Below are 18,022 nucleotides of genomic sequence, written 5' to 3'. Positions count from 1 at the left end.
TGGGAAGTCGGCGGGGCCACCGGCCCCGCCGGCCCGCTCTACTTCTGCTGCGCGTCCAGCACCTTCTGGATGGTCTCTTTCGGGATCTTCGCCGTCACGAGCTCGCTATCCCAGATGCCGCGGCCGGCTGCGCGCCACTCCTTCAGCTCGGCCGCGGTGGGCGTATAGATTTTGCCGCCCCGCTTGCGGAACTGAGCCAGAGACGTCTCGCGCAGCTCACGGTTGTATTGGTAGGCGCGTTCCTCGAACAGCGTCATCGCCCGCTGGAACGCCGCCTTCTGCGGCGCGTCCATCTTGTTGAAGCTGTTCTCGTTGATCACGAGGATGCGGTAGACCGCGAGGGCGTCGATCTCCGTGCCGTACTTGACCACCTCGTCATGCTTCAGCAGCGTGAGCCAGGCCGGCTGGAGATGCTCGCCATTGACCAGGTCCTGCTGCAAGGCGGAATAGGTCTCGCCGATGTCGACCGGCGTCGGGATCGCCCCCATGCGCTTCCAGAAGTCCTGCTCCAGCGGCGTCGCCGTGGTGCGGATCTTCAGCCCCTTGGCATCGGCCGGAGTGCGGATCTCGCGGCTGTTGTTCCACAAGATGCGATAGCCGCCGCCGCTCGGGGCGAAGGCGAGGGCGCGCAGGCCGAGGTTCTTGCGCATGGTTTCGCCGATCTGCTGGCCGATCGGGCCGTCCCAGACCTTACGGCCGTTGTCCATCTCGGACCACAGATAGGGCAGGTCCGAGAACAGCATGGAATCGGTCTGCTTGGTCATGTTGCAGGTGCAGGCGATGGCCATGTCCACGAGCCCGCTCTGCGCCGCGCTCATGCCTGCGATCTCGTCGAAGAGGGCGGAAGCGAAGAACGGCTTGAGGGTGACGGTGCCGTTGGTCTCCTTGGACAGGAATTCGGCCGCGTCCTTGAGCGCGCGGCTGTCGTCCATGCCCGCCGGTGAGGCGGAGCTGAGGCGCAGGGTCACCGAAGGCGACTTTGAGAAATCCGCGCCGTTCGCGGCGGTGAACGGCAGCGCCGCCGCGAGTGCGGCGGTCAAAAGGCATCGTTTGATCTTGGACATTGTTTCCTCCCTTGAGACTATTCTTGGTCTATTCAATGGGGCGCCCCGGTTCTCAGCCGAGGTATGGGGTCGTGGCCGGTGTAGATCACGTCCGGACACAGCGCCCGCAGCCGCTTCAGGCTGGTGATGGCCTGCCCCAGGTCCTGGAGAATCCCGTTGGGCAGGTCGTCCGTGTAGTTGCGGTTGAAGGGCACCGCGTCCGACGTGATGACCGCAAGGCCCTCCTCTGTGGGGAGGGCAACCCCCTGCAGGCCGGGGGTGTGGCCGCCCAGCGGCACCAGACGCAGACCGTTCGGCAGCTCCGCCTCGCCCTCCACCAGCTTCAGGCGCGGCGCGCCGAGCAACTCGCGGATCACGTCATGGCGGCCGAAATAGCGGTCGATGGCGGGATGGGCCCGCAGCGGATGGTTGAAGAAGTCCGCCTCCGCCCGTTGCAGCCAGACCGTGGCGTTCGGCAGGGCATCGACAGCGCAGGCGTGGTCCCAGTGCAGATGGGTCAGGATCAGGGTATCGACCTCGTCCGGCCCGATGCCGTGGGGCGCCAGCGCCTCCTTCAGGCCGTGCTCCACGGCAATGCCCCGGCGCGCGGCTTCCTCGGTGGTCAGCCCGGTATCCACCACCGTGATGCCGTCCGGTCCGTGGACCAGCCAGAACCGGTAGACCAGGGTGAGCGGCCGTCCGGCGTCGGTGTGGAGCAGGAACGAGGCGCTGTCCGCCTGGCGGCGGGCCACCTCGACGGGCTCGATGCGGAACAGCGCCGCCATCACCGCGCCTCGTCCTGGCCGCGCTCGGCCGCCGGCGCGCGGGCGAATTCCTCCATGAGGATCGGCACCGCGAGGTTGCAGGAATGGATGCCCATGACGGTGGTGAGCTGGATCGCTTCGAGGATCTCCTCGCGCGTCGCCCCTTCGCGGATCGCGTTCTGGATGTGCCGCCGCACGCCGGGACCGTAGAGGTGGGTGGTCGCGGCGTTGATCGCGATCATGATCAGCTCCTTGGTCTTCTGCGGCAGCGGCCCGTTGCGGTGGGGCACGCTGCGGAAGGCCAGGTAGGCCTCGAGGAATTCGGGATCGAGCGCCTCGAACTGGGACCAGACCGGATTCCAGTCCTGCGACTGGCGCTGCTTGCGGGTGAGGGGATAGGCGTCCTCGCTCATGGGCTTCTCCTCCTCAGCGGGCATCGGCGCGCACCAGATCGGCGCCGCGCTCGCCGATCATGATCGCGGGGGCATTGGTGTTGGACGAGGGGATCTCGGGAAAGACCGAGGCATCGATCACCCGCAGCCGCTCGACCCCCCGGACCCGCAGGTGGGGGTCCACGACCGATTGGCCATCGCCGCCCATGCGGCAGGTTCCCGCCGTATGCCAGGCGGTCTGGCCGGTCTTGCGGATGTAATCGAGCAAGGTCTCGTCGGTTTCCACGCTTCCGTTGGGCTGGTCCTCGCGCACGATCACGCGGCTGAACGACGGGGTCTCCGCGAGCCTGCGGATCAGCTTGAGGATCCGCAGGGCGCCCTCCACGTCGTCCGGATGATCGAGGTAGTTCGGCTGGATGGCGGGAAGCGCGGTGGGGTCGGATGTCTTCGCATGAACCGAGCCGCGCGACTTCGGCAGCAGCAGGAAGCCGCCCACGGTGAAGCCGGAGAACGGATCGATCCCGCCGGACCGCGACCGGGAGTAGCGGTCCTTGCCGCTGATCATATAGAGCCGGATCATGACGTCCGGGGCGTCGAGCCCGGGCGCAGAGCGCGTGATGGCGTGCGCCGTCGAGGAGGTGCCGGCCAGAAGCCCGGTGCGCGTGAACACGTAGCGCAGACCGGACAGCATCCGGAACACGGGGTTGCCGACAACATCGTTGATCGTCCGCAGCGTCCGCGTCTCGTAGGTCCGGCGAACTTGCAGGTGATCGCTGAGGTTTTGACCGACGGCCGGCAGATGGTGCACCACCGGCAGGCCGAGGCGCTCGAGGTGCCGCCCGTCGCCGATCCCCGACAGCTCCAACAGATGCGGAGACAGGATCGCGCCGGCCGAAAGGATCACCTCGCCATCGGCCAGGGCCAGGGTGCGCCCGCCGCCGCGCTCGAACTCCACCGCCGTCGCCCGGTGTCCTTCGAATAGCACCCGGGTCACCCGCGCGCCGGACAGAACCTGGAGATTGGGACGGCGCGCCGCTGGCCGCAGATAGCCGACGGCAGTGGACCAGCGCCGGCCCCTGAAGGCTGTCTGCTCGAGGTAGCGGGCGCCTTCATAGCTGACCACGTTGTAGTCCGGGGTCCGGGCGACGCCGAGCTCGTCGAACCCGGCGAGGAACGCGTCGGACACCGGGTCGGGGGATCGGACCCCCACGTCGGTGATCCGCATGGGCCCGGTCTTGCCGCGCTCGGCCAAGCGCGAATAGCCGTTGGATTCGAGCTTCTGGAAATAGGGCTTCACGTCGTTCCAGGACCAGCCGGCCAATCCGTCGCCGGCCCATCGGTCGTAGATCGCCGGGTCGCCCCAGATGTAGGCCATGCCGTTGATGGCGCTCGAGCCGCCGAGCACCCGCCCGCGCGGCGAGTAGATCCCGAGCCCGCCCATGTGCGGCTGCGGCTCCGACGTGAACGGCCACACATAGCGTTCATTCGTGAGCAGCTTGCCCACGCCGAGCGGAATGTGGATCCAGAGGTTGCGGTCGCGTTCGCCCGCCTCGATCAGAAGCACGGAATGCTTCCCGCTCTCGCTGAGGCGGGCCGCGAGCACCGCGCCCGCCGAGCCGGCGCCGACGACGATATAGTCGAATGGCCCCAGCATGGCTCACGCCGTCCGGTGCTGGAAGGAATCGCGCCGGAAGCTGTAGAGCGCGGCCGGGTCCACCATGACGTCGATGACGGCGGGCTTGCCGCAGTCGAGCGCCGCGCGGAGCGCGTCGCCGAGGTCGGCCGTCCGCTCCACCCGATAGCCCCTGGCCCCGTACAATTCCGCCACCTTGTCGAAGGGCGGATTGTTGAGGTCGGCGCCGATGTACCGCTGGCCGAAGAAGTCGCGTTGATAGGCCTTCTCGGCGCCCCAGCAGCTGTTGTTCATGACCACGGTGACGGTGTTGATCCCGTAATGGACGGCCGTCGCCAGTTCCGAGAGGGTCATGCCGAACCCGCCGTCTCCCATCAGGCTGATGACCGGGCGATCGGGACAGGCCACCTTCACGCCGAGGCCGCAGGCGAAGGAGAAGCCCACGAGGCCGAAGTCGAGCGGGGTGAACAGGCTTCGCGGCCGGTCGAAGCGCAGCGCGTCGGTGGCCTGGAGGCAGAGCGTGCCGGCATCCATGGTCACCGCCGTGCCGGCGGGCATGACCGCGCGCAACGCGTGGAACAGGCCCGAGGGCACGATCGGGAAGGCGGCGAGATCGGCGTCCGCGTCGCGCTGCCTCAGATAGGCGGCGCGCTCCTTCCGGAATCCGGCGCTCCAGGCTTCAACCGCCCGTCGGTCTTCCAGGTTTCCAAGCGCGTCGCAAAGCTGCTGCGCCGCGGTCGTCGCATCCGCCCAGATGCCGAGCGCGATGGGGAAATAGCGGCCCAATGCGGTCGGCTCGATCTCGACCTGGATGATCTTCGCGTCGCGGTTGATGTTGTCGTAGGAATAGAACGTCGAATTGAATCCGAGGCGCGTTCCCAGCGCGAGGATGACGTCGGCCTCCTTGACGAGGCGCGAGGCGACGGGATTGCCGCGCGGCCCCATCTGTCCGCCGCTGAGTGGATGGTCGGAGGGAATGGCGTCGCCGTGGCCCGGCGAGGTGACAACCGGCGCGTTGAGGCGTTCGGCGAGCGCCAGCGCGCTTTCGGTGCCGGCGGTGTTCTTGATGCCGCCGCCGGCGATGATGACGGGCCGCACGGCCCGCGCCAGCAGGGCGGCGGCGGCCGCCACGCTGTCTTGCGGGCCGGCCGGCACTACTGCGGGCCGATAGGTCTCGGGATCCGGCATCGCCGGAAAGTCGTCGGACCGGGACAGGATGTCCCGCGGCAGGTTGAGCTGGACCGGCCCGCGCCGCGGCGCCAGGGCGGTGCGGAACGCTTCGCGCATCATCTCCGGCACGCGGCCGGTCTCGGTGACGGTCCAGGTCTTCTTGGTGATGGGCCGGAAGAGCGCCTGCTGGTCCACCTCCTGGAACGCATCGCGGTAGACATGGCCGGTCGAGAGCGACCCGGCGAGGGACACCACCGGCGAATAGGCGGCGGCGGCCTGGGCGAGGCCCGTCACGAGATTGGTCGCGCCAGGACCGTTCTGGCCCGCGAGGATCACGCCGGCATTGCCGCTCGCGCGGGCGTATCCGTCGGCCATGTGGGTTCCGGTGCGCTCGTCGCGGACACCGACGAAGTCGATGCCGTCGGCATCGTACAGCGCATCGAACATCTCCATCGTGGCCGAGCCGATCAGCCCGAACACATGGCGCACGCCCTCGGCCTTCAGCGCGGCGACAGCCGCCTGCCCACCCGACATCCTGGTCATTCCCACATCCTTCGTTTTCCGACCCAGGCCGGCCGCGCCGGATCGCGATCAAGAAAACAAAATTGTTCACAGAACTCAAGTATGGATTCAAAAAATCATATAAAATGTTGTAATAACGGAATAATTTATTCTACGGGATGAGGACGGTAGACCGGATATGGCTGACCGTGTATGTTCACAAGATGTCGTCGGCCGGGCCGATCGGGACGGCCCCCGGCCCAGCAGATGGGGCGGTGGGGAGGGTGCCGCAGCGGCGAATGCCGGGGGAGGGCGGCGGTCCCGCGGTGCCCGCGCGACATCCCGTCATTTCGACCGGGCGCGGATTCAGCCATATTGGCGCCGCGCCTTGCCGCGGCAGCTTGGACGGAATTGGAACTGCCGGATGGGCGCGATGGACGGACAATGAGTAGACTGAAGAACCTCCACGAGGCGCGGTCCCCGGGCCTCACCGCGCCTTCCAAGCCGCCGCCCAGCCGCGGCCGCGAAAGTCCGCCGACGGCAAGCCGCGTCTGGCGGATCGCTGACATCCTCCAGGAACGGATCGCCAGCCAGCAGCTGCGCGCCGGTGAGCGGCTCCAGGAACAGGCCCTGGCCACGGAATTCGGCACGTCTCGCACGGTGATCCGGGAGGTTCTCGGATCGCTCGAGCAGCGCAGCCTGGTTCAGCGCATCCCTAACCGCGGGGCCTATGTGAAAGGCCTTGGCGAAAAGGAGGTGCTGGAGATCTTCGAGATTCGCGAGTGGCTGGAGGCGCTGCTGACCCTGCGCGCGACCCGGAATGCACCCGACGGCCATTGGGCGCGTTTCCTGGCGCAGTTCGAGGGGCCGCTGGCGGCGAGCATCCAGGCCGGCGACCTGAGCGCCTACAATGATGCGCTCGAGGACCTGCGGCTTGAAACCGCGCGGGTCGCCGACAATGAGATCGCCAACAGCTTCATCTATCAGGTGCTCGACCGCGCGCGGGTGATCAAGATCCGCGTCACTCTCTTGCCGGGGCGCGCCGAAGCCGGACGCCTGCTGCACTTGAAGATGCTGCGGTGCATGGCCGCGCGGGACGGGGAAGGAGCGCAGCTGTACAAACGGGAGATCATTTCGTCTGCCCGGGACCTCTTCGTGAAATACAAGGCGTTGATACTCTGATCCCGGATCGCGTGCGCGGGCCGGAATCCCCCTCGCAGCACAATCCGGCCCGAACATTTGCCCCCGGTCGGCCTTGGCCGAACCCGGGCGGTTTGCACGCGGTCAGGGCGCCGCATTGGGCTTGGCGCCGTGCCAGGGATGTAACGCGGCACCGGCTTGAGGGCCGGCCGGGATCCTCAAAGGGGATGGGCGTGCGACGGCGCACCAGGCCAGGTTCCTTGCTGCCGGCCACGCGCCGGCAAGCGGGGGAGCGGCCGCGGCTGGGGTCGGGGCAGATTCGTGCCGCCGGTTGCCGGCACCGTGGAAAGCCCATCGCCCCGGAGGGGCATCGCGGCGGCTATATGAAAATCTCGTCGACCAGCCATTCGACGAACAGGTCGACGAGCGCGTCGGCACGGTCTCTCGGACGCACCAGCCAATACTGAAAGGGTGATCGCAGTTCCTTGGGCCAGGCGGGGACCAGCCGGCCCGACGCGAGATCGGCGGCGATCAGCCGGCTTCGGCCCATCACCACGCCGAGACCGTCGGCAGCGGCGCTCAGGGCGATGGCGCTGTCCGTGAACATCAAGCCACCGGTCGGCGGATCGCTGACGCCGACGCTCGCAAACCATTCAGCCCAACCCACCGGCATCAGATCGTGGATCAGGGGGAAGCGGGTGAGGGCGGCGGCGCTGTCGAGCGGGCCGAAATCCCGCAGGAGACCGGGCGAGCAAACGGGCAAAGCGTGCTCCTCCGCAAGCAGCTGGGCGTCGACGCCCGGCCATCCGCCCGCGCCGTAGCGGATGCAGCAGTCGAAGCCGTCGCGCTCGGGATCGGACAAAGCGGGCGAGGACGACATGCGCAGCTCCACATAGGGGAAGCGTTCGGCAAACGAGCGCAGGCTGGACGCCATGCGCGTCGATGCGAGCGCCGGCAGGACGTCGATGGACAGCCGCCGCTCCCGGCCGGCCGGGCGCCGCGCCCCGCGCGTCGCGATCCGGCTCGATGCGGCGTGCAGCCGGCGCAAGGCGGGCCGCACTTCCAGCAGATAGAGCCGGGCGGCCTCGGTGGGCTGGAGGCCGTGCGGCAGCCGCTCGAACAGTCCGACGCCGAGAACCTGCTCCAGCGACTTGATGCGCTGGCTCACGGCCGATGCGCTGACATTGAGCTCTTGTGCGGCGCCGCTGAAGCTCATCTGGCGCATGGTGGCATCAAAGAAGGTCAGCGTATCGAGGGGAATGTTGCGGAGCGATGGGATCGACATGCGGGGAGCATAAGCAGAGCTTGGCCTCAGGGACAGAAGTTTGTGTTCGCCATTCCCCGGCAACGGGTGCGTAATCGGCTCAAGAACCGCGTTGCAGCATGCCCAAAAAACCAGAGGGACCATACGATGGCGCGCACGTCCTGGACCACCCGATCCCTTGCCGCGTTGGCGCTTTCCGCCTTCGCCCTTTCGCTCTCCAGCCTTCCGGGGAGATCCGAGCCGACCACGGTCGAGATCGCCTACCTCCCGCTCATGGGGATCGCGCCTTTGTTCGTCATGGACCAGCAAGGCTGGACCCGGGAAGCCGGTCTCGACCTCAAGCTGACCAAGTTCTCCTCCGGTCCGGCCATCATCCAGGCCCTCGGGTCGGGCAAGTTCGATGGCGTCTACATGGCGGTCTCGCCGGTGCTGGTGGCCAAGGCCGCGGGAGTCGATCTGAAGGTCGTCGCCGCCAGCGGCCGGGAATCCCACGCCTTCCTCGCCGCCGGGCCGCTGGCGGGGACGTTCAAGGAGGCCGCCTCGCCCAAGGCTGCCTTCGCGGCCTTTGCCAAGGCCAATGGCCGCCCCGCCAAGATTGCGTCCCTGCCGCGCGGCAGCATGCCCGACACGCTGCTGCGCTACTACATGGAACAGAACGGCCTGACCGCCGAGGACGTCCAGATCCTCAGCCAGGGCGAGGAGCAGGTGCGGCAGACGATGCTGGCGGGCGCCGCCGACGGCGCCCTCATGCCCGAGCCGATCATCACCATCCTCGAACAGAAGATGCCGGCGGCCAAGGTGATCGCCGACGGCAAGGCGCTCATGGCCGGCCATCCCGGCTTCGTGCTCGCCCTGCGCTCGTCCTTCATCGATCGGAATCCCGACGCGGCGCTGAAGCTCGCGGCGCTCAACACCCGCGCTGCGGCCTTCATCCTGGCCAATCCGGACCAGGCGGCCGACGCCATCTTCGCCTTCTTCGGCAAGGGCCTGATCGACAAGGACGTCATGGTTGCCGCCCTGAAGTCGCCCTACAACCCGCCGCTGGAGCGCCTGTCCGACATCGTCAGCGGGTCCAAGGACCTCCAGGACTACCTCTTGAAGATCGGCTCCCAGACCAAGCCCGTCGACATCGACGCCCTGTTCTACGCGCCCGCGCTCGCCCAGGGCGGCGGCGCCAAATAGGCTTGCCAGGACGATGCGGAAAGCATCCCCCCGGCGATCCGGCGGCGCGGCGCGGAAGGAGCGGCCATGAAGTCCCAAGCGACAACCACCAACACGCTCATCCAGGTGGTCAGCGTCCTCGGCTTCCTTGCGGTGTGGGAGGCGGTCTCCCGCACCAACATGGTTTCCCCGCTGATCCCGCCGCCGTCCAGCATCCTGTCGGCGTTCCGGCGGGAGCAGGCGGACGGAATCTGGTCCGCCAACGTCGCGGCGACCGCCGGCCACTATGTCTGGGGCGTCCTGATCGGGACGGTGGCCGGGATCGCGCTCGGTTATGCCGCCGCGCTCTCGCCGGTGGTCGAGGCCTGCCAGGAAGGCGTCGCGCGCCTGCTGCGACCGATCCCGCCGCTGGCCTGGGTGCCGTTCGCCATCATCTGGTTCGGCATCAGCGAGCTCGCGGCCGCCTTCATCATCGCCATCGGAGCGTTCTGGGTGAACTACTTCTCCGCCTATTCGGGCGTCCAGGCCATCGACAGGCGCCTGTTCGAGATGTGCGCCACCTTCGGCCAGGGCGGATGGTGGGCGCGGGTGATCAAGGTGGTCATACCGGGCTCGGCGCCGAGCGTGCTCGCCGGCATTCGCTCGGGGCTCGGCATTGGCTGGTTCGCCGTCCTCGCGGCGGAGCTGTTCGGCATTCCGGGCATCGGCCAGAGAATGCAGGAAGCCTCCGGCATGCTCGCCACCGACGTCGTCCTTCTCTACATGGCCACGATCGCGCTCTGCTACACCGCATGCGATGCGGCGATGGTCCTCGTGAGCCGGCGGATGCTGCAATGGCTCGCGTGAATATGCTTCCCCAGCTGCCCGTCGTCGTCGAGTTGTTCGACATCAGCCTCGGCTACGGCAGGCGGGCCGAACCGATCCTGACCGATGTCAGCTTCTCGGTACGCGAGGGCCAGTTCCTGGTGATCGTGGGGCCGTCGGGCGTCGGCAAGTCCTCCCTGCTGCGGGTGGTCTCGGGCCTCGTGAAGCCCCAGAAGGGCGATGTCTACGTGCAGCCGCAGACGCGCCGCGAGAGCCGCTCGCTCGGCTTCGTGTTCCAGGACCCGCTGCTCTTGCCGTGGCGCCGGGTGCTCACCAACGTCGAATTGGGCCTGGAGGGGCTCATCGCTTCGCGCGCCGAGCGTCGCGACCGGGCCCTCGAGGCCCTCTCTCTGGTGGGGCTCGAGAGCCACGCCGGCAAATGGCCCAACGCCCTTTCCGGCGGCGAGCGCCAGCGCGTGGGCATCGCCCGGGCGCTCGCCGTGCAGCCCTCGCTCCTGCTCATGGACGAGCCCTTTGGCGCGCTCGACCCGGGCACCCGCGAGGCGCTCCAGGACGAACTGCTCGGCATCTGGGAGAAGACCAGGACCTCGGTGATGTTCATCACCCACGACATGAACGAGGCCACCTATCTCGGCGACCGCGTGATCGTGTTGGGCGGCAAGCCCGCCACCATCGTCCACGACATCCTGGTGGACGAGCCGCGCCCGCGCCTGCGCACCCGCCCGGCGGAGGGCGACTTCGCGGGCTTTCTCTACAAGACATTCAGTTCAAAACGCTAAGGAGAGACGTCGTGAGCAATATCAAGAACGGATTCCGGCTCGGCATCTATGTCTGCAAGGACGCCGAGGTCGTGGACTTTTCCTCGCCCTACGGCGTGTTTTCGGTGGCCCGGCGCATCCAGCCCGACCTCGACGTGTTCCTGATCGCCGAGACCCTGCGGCCGACACAAGCCGCCTCGGGCTTCACCGTCCATCCCAACTACAGCTTCCGCGACGCGCCGGCGGTCGACGCCTTCCTCATTCCCGGCGGTCCGGGCCTGAGGCCGGAACAGTACAACGGCGGCCTGCATTCCTACATCCGCTCGCTGCCCGAGCGCTGTCTGCTCACCAGCGTGTGCACCGGATCCTGGGTCTATGCGCGCATGGGGCTCCTCGACGGACGCACCGCGACCAACCGCAAGAACCCAGACCGGCTGGAGCGCAAGGGCATCGGCAAGCTGCCCATCGAGCAACTGGCGGAGATGGCGCCCACCTGCCGCATCAGCCGCGCGCGCATCGTCGATACCGGGCGGATCGTCACCGCCGGCGGCATCGCGTCGGGCATGGAGCTCGGCTTCCACCTGCTGCGCCGCGCCGGCATGGACGAGGACACCGTCGCCGAGGTCGCCCAGATCATGGAGTATGAGACCGGCTGGGCGGCCTACAAGGACGACGTCGAATACGCCCTCACGGCCTGAGGTGCGCCATGGCACGCTGGGTCTGCATTTTCGAGGACACGCCGCAGATGCTCGATATCAGGGTCGAGCGGCGGGCTTTGCACCTTGCCTATCTCGAGCGGAACGAGGGGCGCATCCTGATCGCCGGCGGACTGAGCCGGGAGGACGGAGAGCCGCCGGGCGGCGGCCTCTGGGTGATGGAGGCGGCCGACCGGGAAGAGGCGAAGCGGATCGTGGAGAACGACCCCTATTTCGTCCCGCACTGCCGCAGCTACCGGCTCTTCGTCTGGAACAAGACGCTCAAGGACCGGACGGCTGTCCTCTGAACCGACTGGCGCGGCGGCGGGCGAAATCTGCCGCCTGCGCCGGCCTCATCATCCCCCCGCGCCGGCCCGACGACGGGACCGGGCCCGACGGCCAGGAGCAGCGACGTGGCCAACCCGCTGATCGACGACTTCCTGCTGCCCCGCACCGGCGGCAGGCGCCCGTTCGTCCGCATGGGGGACGAGGGCTTGAGCGAGGGAGCGTTCGTCGATCTCACGGCGCGCCTGGCGCACGTGCTCGCCGGCCAGGGCGTCGGCCGCGGCGACCGCGTCCTGGTCCAGCTCGAGACCGCGCCGCTGGTGCTGGCCCTGTTCCAGGCGTGCCTGCGCCTCGGCGCCGTGATGGTGCCGACCAACCCGAAATTTTCCGCCCGCGCGGTGGTCGACCTCACGGGCTTCATGGCGCCGCGCCTGGTGGTGTGTGGCGAAGCGATGGTGGCCGCGTTCGCCGCGCTGCTGCCTGGCATCGGCGTCCTGCCGGCCACGGGCGATGAGCGCAGCCTTGCCGCCCGCGCCGCCGGTGCGCCGGCGCGCTGCGCCAATGCCGATGTCGCCGAGGATGAAACCGCGCTCATCCTGTTCACCACCGGCACCAGCAGCGGCACGCCGAAGCCCGCCGCCTTGTCCCACGGCGGCATGCGCGCCAATGCGCGGGCATTGGTGGAGGCGTGGCGCATCGGCCGCGACGACGTGGTCTTCCACGGGCTGCCGCTCTATCACATCCACGGGCTCGTGGTGGCGACGAACGTGGCCCTTGCGGGGGGCGCCGGGCTCGTCATGCTGCCCCGGTTCGATCCGGCGCTCGCTCTGCGGGCGGGCCGCGATGCCAGCGTGATGATGGCGCCGCCGGCGCATTACGTGGCGCTGCTGGCCGCGCCGGATTTCGCCGCCGCGGCGTTCCCGCGCATGCGCCTGTTCATCTCGGGCGGCGCCATCATCAGCCGCGCGACGCACGAGACTTTCGCGCAGCGCACCGGCCGTCGCATCGTCGAGCGCTACGGCATGACGGAAGGCGCGATGATGACCAGCGCCCCGCCGGAAGGGGAGCGCCGGGTCGGCAATCTGGGTCGCCCCCTCCCGGGGACTGAAGTGCGCATCCGCGACGTGCGCACCGGCGCGCTGCTTCCCGCAGGAAGCGCCGGGGAGATCGAGGTGCGCGGACCCGGCCTGTTCCGCGGCTATGTCCGCGCCACCGGGTTGGACCGCGGCGATTTCGGGCCGGACGGCTTCTTCCGCACCCGCGACCTCGGGTACCTCAATGGCGACGGGACCCTGGAATATCTGGGCCGCGCCAGCGAGCTCATGGACCTCGGGGCCGGACCCGTCCATCCCGCAGCGATCGAACGACGGGTCGAGCAGCTGCCGGACGTCCTGGAGGCGGCGGCGGCGCCGGATGCCGCGCCGGATGGCGCGCCGGGCCTGTTCCTGGCGGTCGTGCCGGCGCCCGGGGCGCGGCTCGATGGGGCGGCGATCGCGGCGGCGGTCGCCGACCTGCCTGCGACCCGAGGCGTCCCGCTGACTCTCGCCTTCCCGGCGGCGCTGCCGCGCACGCCCAGCGGCAAGGTGCAAAAGCGCACCCTCAAGGCCGACCTCGCTTGGTGCCTGGCCGGGACCTGCGGCGCCCGCGATCCCCGGCACCCGTTCAACGACACCGACGGAGCAAAGACCATGAAGCGCGAACAGCTCACCGAGAAGATCCTCGACATCAAGCGCGAGAGGGGCTGGACCTGGAAGTACATCTGCTCGGAGATCGGCGGCATGTCCGAGGTGCTCGTGGTGGGGGCGCTGCTCGGCCAGATGAAGCTGGTGAAGCCGCTGGCGAAGAAGGCCGCAGAGCTGTTCGGCCTCTCCGAGGCCGAGGAGAGGATGCTGAACGAGGTGCCCATGCGCGGCGCCGGCACGCCCATGCCGCCCACCGACCCCCTGATCTACCGCTTCTACGAGCTGGTGATGGTGAACGGGCCGGCCTGGAAGGCGCTGATCGAGGAGGAGTTCGGCGACGGCATCATGTCGGCCATCGACTTCAACATGGACATGGTGCGCGAGCCCAACCCCAAGGGCGACCGGGTGCGGATCACCATGTCCGGCAAGTTCCTGCCCTACAAATATTACGGCAACGAGCAGGGGATCCCCGACTACGGCTTCAAGGAAGCCTGAGGCGCGCAGCACCAGATCACCGGCGCTCGCTGATCGGCGTCGAGCGCGGCGAGCCGGACGGGCTGCCCGTCGGAAGACCGCAGGCGCGGCATTGGCCTGCGGTCGCGCGGTCGCAGCCTCGCGAAGCTGGCCGACATTTGCGGCGCGCGCCGGCCGATGCCGCGACGCGCCAGGGGCGCTCTCCCCGCGCCCGCCCTTTTGCCTCAACGCGAAAAGCCTGTCCCGCCGCGCGCCGGTGCAGCCACCGGCGCGCGGGCGAGCCTTACTCGACCGTGATTCCGGCCTTGTCGACGATGGTCTTCCAGGCCACGACCTGATCGGCGAGCGCGGCCTCGAAATCCTGCGGCGAACCCGATTTCACGTACATGCCGAGCTTGGCGATGCTGGCGCGCGCTTCCGGGGACTGCATGCCTTCGTTCACCGCCGCGTTGAGCTTGTCGACGATGGCCTGCGGCGTGCCGGCCGGCGCCAGAAGCCCGAACAGGATCTCGGTGGGGAAGCCTTCGAGGCCGACCTCCTTCAGGGTCGGGATCTCCGGCAGCTCCGGCCAGCGCGCGGCGCTCGTCACCGCAAGGGCGCGCAGGCTGTTCTCCTTGATGTGCGCGAGCAGCGTCGACTTGTTGTTGAACACCACCTCGATGTGGCCGCCGAGCGCATCGTTGATCGCCGGCGCGCCGCCTTTGTACGGGATGAAGAGCAGATCGGTGCCGGTCTTGATCTTGATGAACTCGCCGACGATATGCGTGTAGATCCCCGTCGGCGCGCCGAAGCGCAGGGAGCCGGGGTTCTTCTTGGCGTAAGCGACGAACTCCGCGAAGGTCTTCGCCGGGACGCTCGGCGCAATCACCATGGCCATGGAATCGATGCAGATCGCGGCGACGGGCGTGAAGGATTTGAGCGGCTGGTAGCCCGGGTCCTTGTAGAGCGCGCCGACCAGCGCATTCACGTTGGTGCCGCCGACCAGCAGCGTGTAGCCGTTGGGCGCGGCCTGCGCCACCGCCTTGGCGCCGATGCGGCCGCCGGCGCCGCCGATGTTCTCGATGATCACGGTGGCGCCGAGCTGCTTCTGGAGCGCCTGCGCCACCAGCCGGCCGGCGACGTCGGTCGGCCCCCCGGCGGGGAACGGCACGACGATCTTGATCGGCCGGTCAGGATATTCCGCCGCGGCGGTCACGCCGGTGAGGGGAAGGACGGCGACCGCGGCCACCAGGGCCGACCGAAGCATCGTCATCGTCCTGGACCGGGCAAGGCCCTTTGCCGCCGGCTGGCGCTTCGAGTTTCTCGACATGGATCGTTTCTTCCCTGCAAACGTGGATTGGTTTTTCTTTTGAGTGTCCAGCGGCGCGGTCCGGCGTGATCGGCCTTCATGCCCCGGCGGCGCAGAGTTCCGGCACCCCGACGGGACGCGGCGCCTCCCGCGATCAGGCCGATTTCTTGGCGTGTTCCGCCGAAACCGGGCGCGTCTCGCCGGTCTCGACCATGGTGCGTGTGGCGTCGACGGAGGCATAGACCCAGAAGATCTTCAGCGGCTTTTCGCTCGAACCGTTGCGGAAGCGGTGCGGCAGGTTCGAGGGGATCCAGGTGGTGTCCATCGGCCTGACCGGATGGACCTCCTCGCCCACCTCCGCGAAGCCTTCGCCTTCGAGCACCAGGACCGTCTCCTCGCAATCGTGGTAGTGCCACGGAATGGCGGAGCCGGGCCCGATCATCGTCATGCCGGTCAGCATCTGCTGCGAGCCGGTCGCGCGGGTGACCAGCGGGATGGTCCGGTTGCCGCCGCCACGATCGACGCTCGGCATCTGGTCCGGCCGCATGAGCGAGGCCTTGAGGTCGGAGATGGCGGGTGCGGCGATCATGGGAAAATTCCTTGAAGTCGGCCGTTCGGATCCGCGGATGCGGCGGCCGTGAGCGCAATCCATCACTCGGCCATCGATAACGCAAATATCAAATTACGATCATTCATCATGCCGTGTCGGCATGGGGTCGGCCACGCCCCCGCGCCATGCCATCCCCGTCTGACAGGCCATAAAACATTGATATTTCGGGTGCTCGCCGAAACGACGTAGAAACGGCAATCAACCGAGGATGCGCCGTTGACCCAGGCCTCTGACATTCCCGCGCGGACCCGCATTGCCGAGGCGCAGGGCGCCATCCGCCTCGTGCGCATGGACCTGTTTCCGGTCGCCATGCCGCTCGCCCGGCCGATGAAGATGTCGGGCGTGACCATCCGCCATGCGGAGAACCTGTTCGTGCGCCTCGAAGCCGCGGACGGCAGCATCGGCTGGGGCGAGGCCGCCTCCGCGCCGACCATGACGGGGGAAACCCTGTGGGGCATGACGGCGGCGGCCGCGCTGATCTGGGAGGCCATCAAGGGCTGCGACGCGCGCCTCCACCTCGATGCGGTGCGCAAGGTCGGGGCCTGCATTTACGGCAATGCGAGCGCGAAATCGGCGGTCGAGATGGCGCTGCTCGATCTTGTGGGCAAAGCCTGCGGCATCAGTGCCGGCGCGATCATCGGGCGGCGCCTGCGCGACACGCTCGAACCCATGTGGATGCTCGGCAACGCGACGCCCAAGGCCGATATGGCCGAGGCGCGTGCCAAGTTCGAGGAAGGCTATCGCTTCTTCAAGCTGAAGGTCGGCAGCAAGACCATCGACAACGACATCGCCACGGCCCTGGGCGTGCGCGCCGCCATCGGTCCGCAGGCCAAACTCTGCGCCGACGCCAATGGCGGGCTCTCGCTCGACGCCGCCCACCGCCTGATCGGGGAGACGGGGCCCGCCAGCCTTTTCTACCTGGAGCAGCCGCTGCCGGCGCCGGCGCTCGACGGGCTCGCCGAGCTGAACCGGCTCGGCACCGTCCCCATCGGCATCGACGAGGGCATCCATTCGCGCGCCGACATCGAGACCCATGCGGCGCGCGCCGCCGCCGCCGGGGTTTCGCTGAAGCTGATCAAGCTCGGCGGCATGATCGCGACGCTGGACTGCGCCGCCCGCGCCGTCGAGCTGGGGCTCGCCATCAATGTCGCGGCGAAGGTCGCGGAATCGAGCCTCGCCTCGGCCGCGGCGGCCCATGTGGCGGCGGCCATATCGAGCTTCACATGGGGTCTGAGCCTCACGCAGATCTATCTGGAGCACGATCCGGTGCTGGACCCGCTTCGGTTCGCCGACGGCGTCGTGGCGGTGCCGAAGGGCCCCGGCCTGGGCGTGAGCGTCGACGAGGATGCGCTGCGCGCCTACCAGGTGCCGGTGCCGCGCTAGACGGGCAGGACCCGAGGCGCCGGCCTTCTTCGCCGGGCTCTAGCTCTTCGCCTCGGTGCGGAAGGCGCCTTGGCGATCGAGGTCGGCCATGATCCTGGTCACGCCGTCCTTGACGATCTGCGCCGACCGCGACAGCCGGCGCGTGCGCGAATAAGCGAGCGCCAGCCGGCGGAAGAGGCCCTTCGGCCCGATCGGGTGGAGCGTGACGTCGCCGCTTCTGACGTCGTCGGAGAGGATCGAGCGCGGCAGGATGGTGGTGCCGGTGCCCTGGCGCACCATCAGGCGGATGGTCTCGATGGAATTGAGCTCGAGCATCACCGTCACCAGCGGCCCCTTGTGACCCAAGAGATTGTCGATGATGGTGCGGATGCCCAGCGACATGATGAGCGGCGTGGTCGCGAGCTCGTCGAACGAGATCGGGCCCTTCTTGCGCGAGCCGCGCACCGCGACGAACATCATCTCCTCGGCGACCAGATGCTCGATGATCAGCCGCCGCGTCGGCGCCGGCTCGGTCAGGACCGCCAGGTCCAGGCGCCCCTCGTCCAGCCAGTCCATCAATTGCTGGCTGTAGGCCTCGCTGATGGTGAGGTCGATGCGCGGATAGTCGCTGCGCAGGGTGGAGACCAGTGTCGGCGCCACCTGGGTGCAGATGGTGGGCACGAGGCCGAGGGCCATGCTGCCGCCGGGGCTGCCGGCGGAGCCGCGCACCGCGTCCTTCGCGCGCTGCACTTCGCGCAGGATCGTGCGCGCATGCTCGAACAGCTCGCGCCCCTGGTCGGTCAGGTGGATGCCGCGGCTTTCGCGGATCAGCAGCTGCGCGCCGAGCTCGTCCTCCAATTGCCGCACCTGCCGGCTGAGCGCCGGCTGCGCCACGTTCAGGTGCTGCGCCGCGCGGGTGATGCTGCCGAGCTCGGCGATCTTGGCGAAATAGTTCAGAGCCCTGAAATCCAAGGA

17 protein-coding genes are annotated in these 18,022 nt (G+C 68.4%); 8 read left to right on the top strand and 9 right to left on the bottom strand.

Annotation, left to right across the window (positions count from 1 at the left end; all coding sequences use genetic code 11):
• Nucleotides 1-38: 38 nt before the first annotated feature.
• From ABLE88_RS00825 to ABLE88_RS00805, 5 genes are read right to left on the bottom strand one after another with little or no spacing between them, the layout of a single operon-like run.
• Nucleotides 39-1,064 (bottom strand): TRAP transporter substrate-binding protein, encoded by a 1,026-nt coding sequence (locus ABLE88_RS00825; RefSeq protein WP_348829453.1) that lies wholly within the window; start codon nucleotides 1,062-1,064, stop codon nucleotides 39-41.
• Between the two features lie 32 nt (nucleotides 1,065-1,096).
• Nucleotides 1,097-1,828 carry an N-acyl homoserine lactonase family protein gene (locus ABLE88_RS00820; RefSeq protein WP_348829452.1) on the bottom strand — a complete coding sequence of 244 codons (732 nt, stop codon included), beginning with the start codon at nucleotides 1,826-1,828 and terminating at the stop codon, nucleotides 1,097-1,099.
• Nucleotides 1,828-2,220, bottom strand: a complete 393-nt coding sequence (locus ABLE88_RS00815; RefSeq protein ID WP_348829451.1) for a carboxymuconolactone decarboxylase family protein — start codon at nucleotides 2,218-2,220, stop codon at nucleotides 1,828-1,830. The genes ABLE88_RS00820 and ABLE88_RS00815 overlap by 1 nt, the downstream gene beginning before the upstream one ends.
• Before the next feature lie 13 nt (nucleotides 2,221-2,233).
• Nucleotides 2,234-3,853 carry a GMC family oxidoreductase gene (locus tag ABLE88_RS00810; protein ID WP_348829449.1) on the bottom strand — a complete coding sequence of 540 codons (1,620 nt, stop codon included), beginning with the start codon at nucleotides 3,851-3,853 and terminating at the stop codon, nucleotides 2,234-2,236.
• A gap of 3 nt (nucleotides 3,854-3,856) precedes the next feature.
• Nucleotides 3,857-5,545: a thiamine pyrophosphate-binding protein gene (locus ABLE88_RS00805; RefSeq protein WP_348829448.1), complete on the bottom strand. Its 1,689-nt coding sequence runs from the start codon at nucleotides 5,543-5,545 to the stop codon at nucleotides 3,857-3,859.
• A 402-nt stretch (nucleotides 5,546-5,947) separates the two neighbouring features.
• Between ABLE88_RS00805 and ABLE88_RS00800 the strand changes: the two genes are divergently transcribed.
• Nucleotides 5,948-6,685: a GntR family transcriptional regulator gene (locus ABLE88_RS00800; protein ID WP_348829447.1), complete on the top strand. Its 738-nt coding sequence runs from the start codon at nucleotides 5,948-5,950 to the stop codon at nucleotides 6,683-6,685.
• 337 nt (nucleotides 6,686-7,022) lie between these two features.
• Here the strand turns inward: ABLE88_RS00800 and ABLE88_RS00795 are convergent, their stop codons facing one another.
• Nucleotides 7,023-8,051 (bottom strand): LysR substrate-binding domain-containing protein, encoded by a 1,029-nt coding sequence (locus ABLE88_RS00795; RefSeq protein WP_348829446.1) that lies wholly within the window; start codon nucleotides 8,049-8,051, stop codon nucleotides 7,023-7,025.
• A gap of 3 nt (nucleotides 8,052-8,054) precedes the next feature.
• Between ABLE88_RS00795 and ABLE88_RS00790 the strand changes: the two genes are divergently transcribed.
• The 6 genes from ABLE88_RS00790 (at nucleotide 8,055) to cynS (ending at nucleotide 13,808) form a co-directional block, all read left to right on the top strand.
• A complete protein-coding gene (locus tag ABLE88_RS00790) occupies nucleotides 8,055-9,089 on the top strand; it encodes an ABC transporter substrate-binding protein (protein WP_348829445.1) in 1,035 nt (344 codons plus the stop codon).
• 66 nt (nucleotides 9,090-9,155) lie between these two features.
• Nucleotides 9,156-9,914 (top strand): ABC transporter permease, encoded by a 759-nt coding sequence (locus tag ABLE88_RS00785; protein WP_348829443.1) that lies wholly within the window; start codon nucleotides 9,156-9,158, stop codon nucleotides 9,912-9,914.
• The gene (locus ABLE88_RS00780; protein WP_348829442.1) at nucleotides 9,902-10,672 is read left to right on the top strand and encodes an ABC transporter ATP-binding protein; all 771 of its coding nucleotides are present in this window, start codon (nucleotides 9,902-9,904) and stop codon (nucleotides 10,670-10,672) included. Before ABLE88_RS00785 ends, ABLE88_RS00780 begins: the two co-directional genes overlap by 13 nt.
• 11 nt (nucleotides 10,673-10,683) lie before the next feature.
• Entirely contained in the window at nucleotides 10,684-11,349 is a 666-nt protein-coding gene (locus ABLE88_RS00775) for a DJ-1/PfpI family protein (RefSeq protein ID WP_348829440.1), read from the top strand.
• 8 nt (nucleotides 11,350-11,357) lie between these two features.
• On the top strand, nucleotides 11,358-11,654 hold the full coding sequence (locus ABLE88_RS00770; RefSeq protein WP_348829439.1) for a YciI family protein: 297 nt from the start codon (nucleotides 11,358-11,360) through the stop codon (nucleotides 11,652-11,654).
• Nucleotides 11,655-11,759: 105 nt separating this feature from the next.
• Entirely contained in the window at nucleotides 11,760-13,808 is a 2,049-nt protein-coding gene (cynS, locus tag ABLE88_RS00765; protein ID WP_348829438.1) for a cyanase, read from the top strand.
• 262 nt (nucleotides 13,809-14,070) lie between these two features.
• On the opposite strand, the gene ABLE88_RS00760 is transcribed toward cynS, so the two are convergent.
• Nucleotides 14,071-15,033: a Bug family tripartite tricarboxylate transporter substrate binding protein gene (locus ABLE88_RS00760; RefSeq protein ID WP_348829437.1), complete on the bottom strand. Its 963-nt coding sequence runs from the start codon at nucleotides 15,031-15,033 to the stop codon at nucleotides 14,071-14,073.
• A gap of 196 nt (nucleotides 15,034-15,229) precedes the next feature.
• Nucleotides 15,230-15,664, bottom strand: a complete 435-nt coding sequence (locus ABLE88_RS00755) for a cupin domain-containing protein (protein WP_348829435.1) — start codon at nucleotides 15,662-15,664, stop codon at nucleotides 15,230-15,232.
• Nucleotides 15,665-15,901: 237 nt separating this feature from the next.
• Between ABLE88_RS00755 and ABLE88_RS00750 the strand changes: the two genes are divergently transcribed.
• The gene (locus ABLE88_RS00750) at nucleotides 15,902-17,068 is read left to right on the top strand and encodes a mandelate racemase/muconate lactonizing enzyme family protein (protein ID WP_348829434.1); all 1,167 of its coding nucleotides are present in this window, start codon (nucleotides 15,902-15,904) and stop codon (nucleotides 17,066-17,068) included.
• Nucleotides 17,069-17,107: 39 nt separating this feature from the next.
• Here the strand turns inward: ABLE88_RS00750 and ABLE88_RS00745 are convergent, their stop codons facing one another.
• Complete coding sequence (locus ABLE88_RS00745; RefSeq protein WP_348829433.1) at nucleotides 17,108-18,019, bottom strand: LysR family transcriptional regulator; 912 nt, start codon at nucleotides 18,017-18,019, stop codon at nucleotides 17,108-17,110.
• Nucleotides 18,020-18,022: the final 3 nt, after the last annotated feature.

The organism is Xanthobacter luteus, assembly GCF_040049235.1.
Classification (GTDB): Bacteria; Pseudomonadota; Alphaproteobacteria; order Rhizobiales; family Xanthobacteraceae; genus Xanthobacter.
The sequence above is the reverse complement of the archived record's forward strand: the minus strand, read 5'-3'. Positions and strand labels throughout refer to the sequence as shown.